We start from the raw sequence: 9,863 nt of genomic DNA, 5'->3' as shown, positions 1-9,863 counted from the left end.
CCCCCCCCCCCCCCCCCCCCCCCCCCCCCCCCCCCCCCCCCCCCCCCCCCCCCCCCCCCCCCCCGCTCCCACATTTGATCCGGCCCGGTACAAAAATTTGGTTCGACGCCTGAACAGTCAGGCGTCGAAAGGTCTATCAGGCTTGCGTCAGTTTTGCTGCCGCACGCTCGAAGCGGTCCAGACCGGCATCGATATCGGCGTCTTCAACCACCAGGCTTGGGGCGAAACGAATCACGTCCGGGCCGGCTTGCAGAATCATCAGGCCTTCACGCTCGGCGGCGTTGAAGATGTCTTTGGCCTTGCCTTTCCAGGCATCGCTCAGCACACAACCGAGCAGCAGGCCCAGACCGCGGACTTCAGTGAACAGGCCATACTTCTCGCCGATCTGCTCAAGACGGGTCTTGAACTTGTCGTGCTTGGCATTGACGCCGTTCAGCACTTCGGGCGTGTTGATCACATCGATCACCGCTTCAGCGACAGCGCACGCCAGCGGGTTGCCGCCATACGTGGTGCCGTGGGTGCCGACGACCAGGTGTTTGGCCAGGTCTTCGGTGGTCAGCATCGCTGCAATCGGGAAACCTCCGCCCAGGCTCTTGGCGCTGGTCAGGATGTCCGGGGTCACGCCGTAATGCTGGTAGGCGAACAGCTTGCCGCTGCGGCCCATGCCGGTCTGAACTTCGTCGAACACCAGCAGCGCGTTATGCGCATCGCACAGCTCACGGGCGCCTTGCAGGTAAGACAGCTCGGCCGGCAGTACGCCGCCTTCGCCCTGGATCGGCTCCAGAACCACCGCGCAGGTCTTGTCGGAAACAGCGGCTTTGAGCGCGGCCAGATCGTTGTAAGGCACGTGGGTGATGCCGGTGATCTTCGGACCGAAGCCATCGGAGTACTTCGACTGGCCACCGACGTTCACGGTGAACAGGGTACGGCCGTGGAAGCTGTTGAGCGCGGCAACGATTTCGTACTTCTCGGTACCAAAACGGTCGTGGGCCACGCGACGGGCCAGCTTGAAGGCAGCCTCGTTGGCTTCGGCGCCGGAGTTGCAGAAGAACACGCGCTCGGCAAAAGTGGCGTCGACCAGCTTATGGGCCAGGCGCAAGGCCGGCTCATTGGTGAACACGTTGGACACGTGCCACAACTTGTTCGCTTGCTCGGTCAATGCAGCGACCAGCGCCGGATGCGCATGGCCCAATACGTTAACGGCAATCCCGCCGGCGAAGTCGATCAGCTCACGGCCAGACTGGTCCCAAACACGGGAACCGGCACCACGCACAGGAATGAAAGCGGCTGGTGCGTAGTTGGGAACCATTACTTGGTCGAAATCGGCGCGTTCTACCGCAGCGTGCTCAACGGACATCGGAGTCTCCTGAAAAGGAACACTCGCCTGAAACTGGCGAGCTTGGTGAGGATTGTAAGGACAGTTTTCAGCCCGGCCTTGCCGCCAAGCGACAACTTCTTATAGCGCAAACACAGGTTTTGCCCGGGTTTACGGCAATGCGACAAATAGCGTCGCAAAGGCGCAGTTTAAACTGCTGACGGGGTTTGCGGCAGGCGTGCTCAGTTCTATCTGATGCGGTGTTGCCGATGGCGGTAAATATGTACCGCACGCCGTTCAGGCTGATGGGTTTTTCTAGAGGTCTTTCGAACCCAGACGACCTCTTCCATGAACATGAACACCGAACACCCAGACGCTTGGATGCCATCTTTCAGGCCGGATGCGCACTATCAGCACCTGATGAGCGTCATTCCTTCCTGGCTGATGCAGGCGAACGCACAAAAGCGCGAAGCCTTGCTGAAGGTCAAATCGCAGCTACCCGCTGAACTCAAGGCAGCCTCCAGGGCACAGCACGTCGAACTGGGCAAACTCAATGCACGGCATTGGGAGGCGCAAAACCGTGTCGATCGGGCCTTGGCGCGCCTACAAAACGCCAGCACCTTTGCCGAGCCAATACTTGCAGCCGAGATCAAGAAACGCTTTGGGCTGGAACTGGATGTCAGCCATACCTTTTTGCGTCTTTATATTCCTGCCCGCATTCCCTGGCTGCGATTGAAGTCCGGGGCAGCACGCATCTGGACCGTGTCGCTGCTGGATGCCGCCCTGCACAATTTTGAAAGCAGCGAGACGACAGACCAAGCCTTTGAGTCCGCTTCCACCTATATCACCCCGCCTTCTTCCACCGGGCAATTCAAACAACTGCCGCATATCCTGCAAAAAATGCCCATCGCTGCATTTACCCGATTGTGCCGGGAACTGGATATTGGCGAGCGCTACAAAGAGCACCTCGAAGAAAACCTGGGCCTGCGCAATCCGGTGGCGACAGCGGTCATGCAATCCAAAGTTCGCAACAGCCAGAAAGCGGCACTCACCGCCGCCCTGCAAATGGCGTACATGCAAAACAAGCTTGGCGGTGCTGTTCATCAACTGATCCTTGGCTTATTGGATGGCCTGCAACACTTGCGCCTGCGCGGCCAGGAATGGGGCTGCCATGAACTGACAATCATGAACGCCAACCTGACCGGTATCGTGCTGTTTGCCCCGGATCTGGAGCGTTCGCACGAAACGGTTCGGGTAGTGGCCTATATTCCCGACGACCCCGAACACCCGATCAAGGAGTATTCCTCCACCGGCGCATTCGCCCAGGAACTGATCCAGCGTTTGCGCAATCATGACTATCAACAATTCTTCAGTCGCTTTATCGACCATGAGGATCGCGGGCACTTTTTCGCTCAGTTGAACAACCGCCTCACCCCCATCACCTGGCAACCGCTTCAACCTGGCGATTCGCGCCCCACGTGGAGAGACAATCCAGACCAGCGCGTGAACCTGCAAATGGCGGCAGTGCCAATCCAGGGCGATCTGTGGACTCATCTCTACCAACGCAAACTGGACAAGATCCTCAACGATGCACGGGTCATCGCAGTATCCACTGCCCTGGTCGACCAAAAAGCCCGATGGGCGTTATGGGACTCCTTCACCGACGTTGCCTCGGCGCTGCTGAACATTGCAGCCTTTGTCGCCCTGCCGTTCGTGCCGTTCCTCGGCGAACTGATGCTGGGCTACATGGCATATCAATTGCTCGACGAAACCTTCGAAGGCATCGTCGACTGGGCAGAAGGCCTGACAGATCAAGCGCTCGAGCATTTTATGGAGACGGTTCAGTCCGCGGTCCAACTGGGCACTTTGGCAGTAGGAGGCGCCCTTGTCGTAGGGGAGTTTCGCTCAGTCCTGCCTCGAGAAGTCGTTGAGTTCATTGACCGTTTCAAACCGGTCAAGACACCGAATGGCGAAACCCGCTACTGGAAGCCCGATCTGGCGCCGTTCGAACAACGCGCAGAACTGCCCAAGGGTTCGCCAACCGACGAACGCGGGCTGCACAACCATCAGGGCAAATCCCTGTTGAGGCTGGAAGACAAACTCTATGCCGTGATCGAGGATCCGCAAACCGGCCAGCACCGCATCGACCACCCGACTCGCCCCGACGCCTATAAACCAGCGCTTAAACACAATGGCGAGGGCGCCTGGCAAACCGAGCTGGAGCAACCGCTGGAATGGGATCAGGCCAAGTTGTTGCGCCGTATCGGTCCCGACATGGAACGTTTTTCCGTCATCGAGCGTGAGCGCATGCTCAAGATCAGCGGCGACGATGAAAACACGCTGCGCAAGATGCACACGGATGTCGAACGGCTGTCACCCATGCTTGCCGACACCCTCAAACGGTTCAGGATCGAACAGGACATTCAAACCTTTATCGAACAGATGAACAGCGACCGGCCTGAAGACTTCCTCAAGGCCGATCCCGTGACACAGCTGGAATTACTCCACGAAAACGGCTACTGGCCCGAGCGCAAAGGCCTGCGCCTGATTGATGAAAAGGCTCAAACCCTCTGGCAAAGCCCCGGCTCCGCGGTGCCGGACCTGCAAATCGATGTCACCCAAATGAACGACGGCGACTTGCTCAAAACGTTTCTTCTGACACTGGATGAAGCCGAAATAAAAACGCTGATGGGCGAGGAGTTCGGTGCCCCCGTCGCCCGTCTCGACACCCGCACTCGCACACTGCGTCGCACGCTGGCTGAGATTGTCGAACGCAAAAGAGCCATCTTGTTCGACTATCGCTATCGCAAACTCGAACGCGGCGCTCGCGCCCTGGCACACACCATCATCAATGCCGAACCCGGCCTGCCGACGAGCCTCGCAGAAGCAGTGCTCGACACGGCGAGCGATCAGGAACTGCAACAGCTCAAACAGGGAACATTGCCCGGACGACTGGTGGAACTGAGCCGTGAGGCCGCTTTGCAAACACGGGTGACACGCGCCTACGAAGGCCTTGAGCTTAAGTCGACCGCCGATAACCTCGACACACAGCGACTGGCCCTGCACTCGCTCGAACGTTTACCGGGCTGGTCGGGGCAACTGCGCATCGAACTCCGGCAGTACCGCTATGAGGGACAGCTGATCGACAGCGTCGGCAACGTAGATGCGTCGCTGCGCAAAGTCCTGGTCATGACTGAAGAGGGCTCGTTTCAGGCCTATGACGAGACAGGCCAGGCACTCAATTCCGCCAGCGACCTGTATGCCAGCCTGCTGCAGGCATTCCCCGACCCGGAGCGTACCGCGCTGAAGATCCACATCGGCGAGGGTGAAAAACTCAAACAATCGATCCGCGAACATGCCTTAAGCCGCGATGAGTTGCGCACACGACTATCGCATCACCCCATCTTCAAACCCACTTACGACCCGTCAGTGATGCGCCTGTTGGGCGGCTCCGACGGCTATCGGCGTATGCCGAGCCAGTCACCGACGTTACAAGACAGAGCCCATAGTCTGTTCCCCCATCTTTGGGCCGAGGAACTGCAGGCGTACGTCGAACGGCTACAACTGCATCCGAGCGGACCGCGAGCAGAATTGACGCGACTGATCGGCGAACACGAAAGGCTCGTCGATGAACTGCAACTCTGGACCGGCGATATCCCGCTGTATATCCCGGATACCGATGTCAGAATCGTCGCCAACCAGTTCACCACACAACAACGCAATCGCAGGCAGTTCATGAACCAGCTGCTCGACTGCTGGCGTCGGCAGGCCTCCCACCCCCTGACCGACACCTGGCACGTCGATTTTATTTTTTCACGGCCGATTTTGGGCGAACTCCCGGTGCTGAGCGCCGATTTCACGCACGTGAGCAACCTCTCATTGACCGGCCATCGAGCCACTCGGGGCGTGAATGGATTCTTGAAACGCTTCTTCGGGCTGCATCGTTTGGCCCTGCGCAATTTCAACCTTGGCAATCTCCCGGACGCCATCACCCAATGGCCGCACCTCAACGAACTGATTATCAGCGACTGTGCGCTCACCCTCACCCCGCAGAGCCAGGCGACACTCGCTGCGCTGGGCGAGCTGACAACACTGGATCTGTATCAAAATCCGCTGGGGTTACTCCCCAACGTCGAAAACATGCCCTATCTGGATTACATCGATGTGGCAGGGACCGGCGTCTCCAGCATCCCCACCGGTTTGCTGACGCGCCCCCACCTTCGAACCGCCCTGCTCAATGACAATCGAATCCCGGAACTGCCTGCCGCCCTCTTCGAATTGCCACCGGACATACAGAATGGCTTTGACTTGGGCGGCAACCCGATTTGCGCAGCAGATCGCGAACGCATCAAGCGCTACTTCGTCAAGACCGGCCGTGACTTCGGTGTCTTTGCTGAACAGGCGGATATCCAACGACTACAACGACTCTATCCGCGACTGGATCAAGAGCGAGCCAGCGATTTCATTTATCGCCTGCCTGGCACACTGCAAGAAGGTCAAACAGAGCTGACACGCCTGGAAGGCGAGTTCGAAACGCTGAGGACCACCCTGGAAATCTGGACCCAGGACATTCCCACCCACCACCCGGTTTCTGGCCAAGCCTTGACGGACGTGGAGCGGGTATTCGAAGAGTTGAACCGAATTGAAACCAAACGGATTCTGGAGCGTTGCTGGCGCCATGAAACCAATGTGGATGGCTTCAACGCGACACTGACACCCACCTATGATTTGACACTGACCATCAACATCACTGGCAACCTGCCGGTGCTGAGCGCCGACTTCAGTCACGTCACACTGCTCTATTTACACAGTAGCGCCGGCATGACCTCAGGGGCCGGGCGTTTTCTGGAATGCTTCCCCCGTCTCAAAAGCCTGACCATCCGCGAATACACACTGAACGAAATCCCCGACGCCGTTTTCAGGATGGGTGATCTGACAGCATTGGCCCTGACCCGGTGTCAACTCACCCTGACCACGCAAACCCTGCTCGAACTGGCGCAAATGGAGCGCCTTGACTATCTGGAGCTGAGCAACAACCCATTGGGGCTGACACCTGACGTCAGTCAGATGCCCGAGCTTACCGTACTGCTGTTAAACAGCACCGGCATCACTGAGTTTCCCCCGGGGCTGCTGCAACTTGAGTTTCTGGAAGTGGTCGATCTGAGCGCAAACGCGATCATTGAGATACCCAGCGACATTCTGGAGCTGCCGATGGAAATTGGCGAAAGCCTCAACCTGAGAGGGAATCCGTTGTCCGAAGACAGCCTTCGACGACTCTTTGATTACTTCAGGTTGAACAACGTTGACTTCGGGCATGATGAAATCATCGATAACGCGCAACTGGAGATGTCATCTTCTGGAAACTCAGAGGTTGAGGAATAATCAACGCCTGATTCGAGTGCAGCCCGGCGCAGATTCAACCGCGCTCTGACGGCACCGATGACAACTCGAACGGGCTGCTGCTGCGCCGCTGGTTGCGATCTTCCCGGGGCGTGGCGCCGAAGAAGTTGCGGTAGGCGCTGGAGAAATGCGGCCCCGAAGAAAAGCCACACGACAGGCCGATCTGGATGATCGACTTGCTGGTTTGCATCAACATCTGCCGGGCCTTGTTCAGGCGCAGCTCCAGGTAGTACTGGCTCGGCACACGGTTGAGGTATTGCTTGAAGATGCGCTCCAGCTGCCGACGCGATACGCACACGTGCTGGGCGATTTCGTCAGTGGTCAGCGGCTCTTCGATGTTGGCTTCCATCAGCAACACCGCCTGGGTGAGCTTCGGATGACTGGAACCGAGGCGGTTCTGCAGCGGAATGCGTTGGCGTTCGCCGCCCTCGCGGATGCGCTCGACCACCAGCTCTTCCGACACCGCACCGGCCAGTTCGGCGCCGTGATCGCGGGCCAGCACCGCCAACAACAGGTCGAGTACCGACATGCCGCCGCACGCGGTCAAGCGATCGCGATCCCAGTCGAACAGGTGACTGGTGGCAATCACCTTCGGGAAACGCTCGGCGAAATCGTCTTGCCAGCGCCAATGCACGGCAGCGCGATAACCGTCGAGCAAACCCAATTGCGCCAATGGGTAAACACCGGCCGACAACCCGCCGATTACACACCCGGCGCGCACCAGTTGTTTCAGTCCACTGCTGAGCGCTGGCGCGAGCGAGGTCGGCGGCTCATCGGCGAGCAGGAACAGTTTCTGGAAGTTTTCGAGCTTGCCGGCCCACGGTTCACCCGGCAATTGCCAGGCGCCTTCGGTCGGTGGTTCGGCCTGCAAAAACGACAGTTCGTAAACAACGTCCGGATGCACACGCTGGGCAACACGCAAGGCCTCCTCAGCCAGCGCAAGCGTCAGAGCTTTAGTGCTGGGCCAAATCAGGAAACCAATTCGATGGGCAGTCATGGCGGGCAATCCGAAGCAAAGAACAGAATGAAGGCATGGGCCAAGGCTAGCCCGTAAATGAACACAAATCTTGAAACCGATGGAAATCAAACTGTGGGAGCTGGCCTGCCAGCGATGGCGGTGTGCCTGTGCCAAAGATGCAAACTGGCCCCCCCCTATCGCTGGCAGGCCAGCTCCCACAGGGATCGGGACCGGCCTCTAAATCGCGAAGCATGCACTATCCCGGTGCACAACGGCAGTCCTGATTATTTCAAGCTGCCGGACAAAAATTGTTGCAAACGCTCGGACTGCGGATTGACCAGCACTTCGCGCGGGTTGCCGCTTTCTTCGACGACGCCTTTGTGCAGGAACACCAACTGGTTGGACACTTCACGGGCAAAGCCCATTTCGTGCGTCACCACCACCATGGTCCGGCCTTCCTGCGCCAGGGCCTGCATGACTTTCAGCACATCACCGACCAACTCAGGGTCGAGGGCCGAAGTCGGTTCGTCGAACAGCATCACCTCAGGCTCCATCGCCAGCGCACGGGCAATGGCCACACGCTGTTGTTCACCGCCGGACATGTGGCCCGGGTAAGCGTCTTTGCGATGAGCAACGCCGACCTTGTTCAGGTAGTGCTCGGCCTTCTCGCGGGCTTCGGTCTTGGACATGCCGAGCACGTGGACCGGCGCTTCCATGATGTTTTCCATCGCGGTCATGTGCGACCACAGGTTGAAATGCTGGAACACCATCGACAGGCGCGAACGCATGCGTTGCAGCTGTTTCGGGTCGGCGGCTTTCAGCGCGCCGTCCTTGTTGGCGACCAGCTTCAGCTCTTCGTTGTTAAGCAGAATCTTGCCGGCGTGCGGTTGCTCGAGCAGGTTGATGCAGCGCAGGAAAGTACTTTTGCCGGAGCCACTGGAGCCGATGATGCTGATCACATCGCCAGCCGCCGCTTTCAGGGACACGCCCTTGAGCACTTCGTGACTGCCATAGCGTTTATGCAGGTCTTGGACTTCAAGTTTGTACATGCGGTCGGTTCTCACAAAAACAGTCAGTCAGTCGTTGAGCAAGCGCCCGTGACGCAGCGCTTCGCGCCCCGCCACCTTGGCCAGCCAGAAACCGGGTTGGGCATAACGCAGCCGTTCAATGGCAAACAGCACCCCGGACGTACCAGCACACACCGTGCTGACCCGATCCGATAACGGATCGATCACTTCAAAAATCTCGTCGCCCGCCTCAACCCACTCACCGGGTTTACGCAGGAAACTCACCACGCCCGGATGCGGCGCGAACAGCAATTCAGTGCCTTCGAACGGCAGGCCTTCGCAAGCGTCTTGCGCAGGTTTTGGCCACTCGCCGCTGATCAACCCTTGTTCAGCGAGGAACGCCAGAATGCCTTCGGCGTAAGCCTCTGCCTCTGGGCGGCCGGTATCGGATTGGCCGCCCAACTCGATGGTCGTCGCCAGGCAGGCCAGTGGAATCTGGGCATCCGGAAACAGACGCGACAGACGCAGCCATGGCAGCGAACACGCTTCATCAAAGGAGCTGCCGCCGGAATCTTCCGCCAACAGCCCGACCTTGACGTTCAAGTGTGCAGCCAGCGAACGCCAATGCGGCCAGTGTTGCGGCAAGGCGTACATGTGCAGCGCCGCTTCGCAATCGCAGTGCAAATCCAGCACCACATCGGCAGTGCAGGCATGGCTGAGCAAGATGCGCTGCATGCCTTGCAACTGACTCGCGGCAGGCGGCAAGGCAGCCAGCACATCGCTCATGGTTTCACGGATCAAACGGACATTGGCGTGAGGATCGTCACCCAGATGCCCTTGCAGCTCAGCGGCCACAGGCTCACTCAGCTCGACGAAATCCCGGTTGAAATTCTTGCCGCTACCCGCCTCGAATCGCCCCTGATGGTTACCCTGAAGCAGTTGACCCAGGCCCAGTGGATTGGCCACCGGCACCAGTTCGATCACACCGTTGAGCAAGCCTTGGGCTTCGAGTTCGGTCAGGCGCTTTTTCAGCTCCCAGGCCGTGCGCATCCCCGGCAGTTCATCGGCGTGCAGACTGGCCTGGATGTAAGCCTTGCGCTCGCCAGCGCCGAAGCGGAACACCGAAATCCGGCGTTCGCTGCCCAGGTGGCTCCACGGCAATGCATGATCGATGCGTTCCATA

Annotated in this window: 5 protein-coding genes; 1 reads left to right on the top strand and 4 read right to left on the bottom strand. The window is 58.9% G+C overall.

What is annotated here, in order from left to right; translation table 11 throughout:
* Nucleotides 1-136: 136 nt before the first annotated feature.
* Nucleotides 137-1,357, bottom strand: a complete 1,221-nt coding sequence (locus AC1RQB_RS23130; RefSeq protein ID WP_007904683.1) for an aspartate aminotransferase family protein — start codon at nt 1,355-1,357, stop codon at nt 137-139.
* A gap of 339 nt (nt 1,358-1,696) precedes the next feature.
* Here AC1RQB_RS23130 and AC1RQB_RS23125 point away from each other — a divergent pair, with 339 nt between their 5' ends.
* Complete coding sequence (locus tag AC1RQB_RS23125) at nt 1,697-6,697, top strand: dermonecrotic toxin domain-containing protein (protein WP_310650421.1); 5,001 nt, start codon at nt 1,697-1,699, stop codon at nt 6,695-6,697.
* A 34-nt stretch (nt 6,698-6,731) separates the two neighbouring features.
* Here AC1RQB_RS23125 and argR read toward each other — a convergent pair whose 3' ends face one another.
* From argR to AC1RQB_RS23110, 3 genes are all read right to left on the bottom strand, one after another.
* Entirely contained in the window at nt 6,732-7,712 is a 981-nt protein-coding gene (argR, locus tag AC1RQB_RS23120) for a transcriptional regulator ArgR (protein WP_008071845.1), read from the bottom strand.
* Between the two features lie 245 nt (nt 7,713-7,957).
* Nucleotides 7,958-8,722, bottom strand: coding sequence for an ABC transporter ATP-binding protein (locus tag AC1RQB_RS23115; RefSeq protein WP_007904680.1), 765 nt, complete (start codon nt 8,720-8,722; stop codon nt 7,958-7,960).
* Between the two features lie 27 nt (nt 8,723-8,749).
* The gene (locus AC1RQB_RS23110; RefSeq protein ID WP_008071848.1) at nt 8,750-9,862 is read right to left on the bottom strand and encodes a M14 family metallopeptidase; all 1,113 of its coding nucleotides are present in this window, start codon (nt 9,860-9,862) and stop codon (nt 8,750-8,752) included.
* Nucleotide 9,863 lies beyond the last annotated feature (1 nt).

The organism is Pseudomonas sp. GW822-FHT02E03, from assembly GCF_058802325.1.
This window is presented reverse-complemented; position numbering and strand designations above follow the sequence as displayed.

What these genes read in the sequence shown, in the direction of transcription:
- AC1RQB_RS23130 (WP_007904683.1), bottom strand. Translation starts at nt 1,357, where the DNA reads ATGTCCGTTGAGCACGCTGCGGTAGAACGCGCCGATTTCGACCAAGTA.
- AC1RQB_RS23125 (WP_310650421.1), top strand. Translation starts at nt 1,697, where the DNA reads ATGCCATCTTTCAGGCCGGATGCGCACTATCAGCACCTGATGAGCGTC.
- argR (WP_008071845.1), bottom strand. Translation starts at nt 7,712, where the DNA reads ATGACTGCCCATCGAATTGGTTTCCTGATTTGGCCCAGCACTAAAGCT.
- AC1RQB_RS23115 (WP_007904680.1), bottom strand. Translation starts at nt 8,722, where the DNA reads ATGTACAAACTTGAAGTCCAAGACCTGCATAAACGCTATGGCAGTCAC.
- AC1RQB_RS23110 (WP_008071848.1), bottom strand. Translation starts at nt 9,862, where the DNA reads ATGGAACGCATCGATCATGCATTGCCGTGGAGCCACCTGGGCAGCGAA.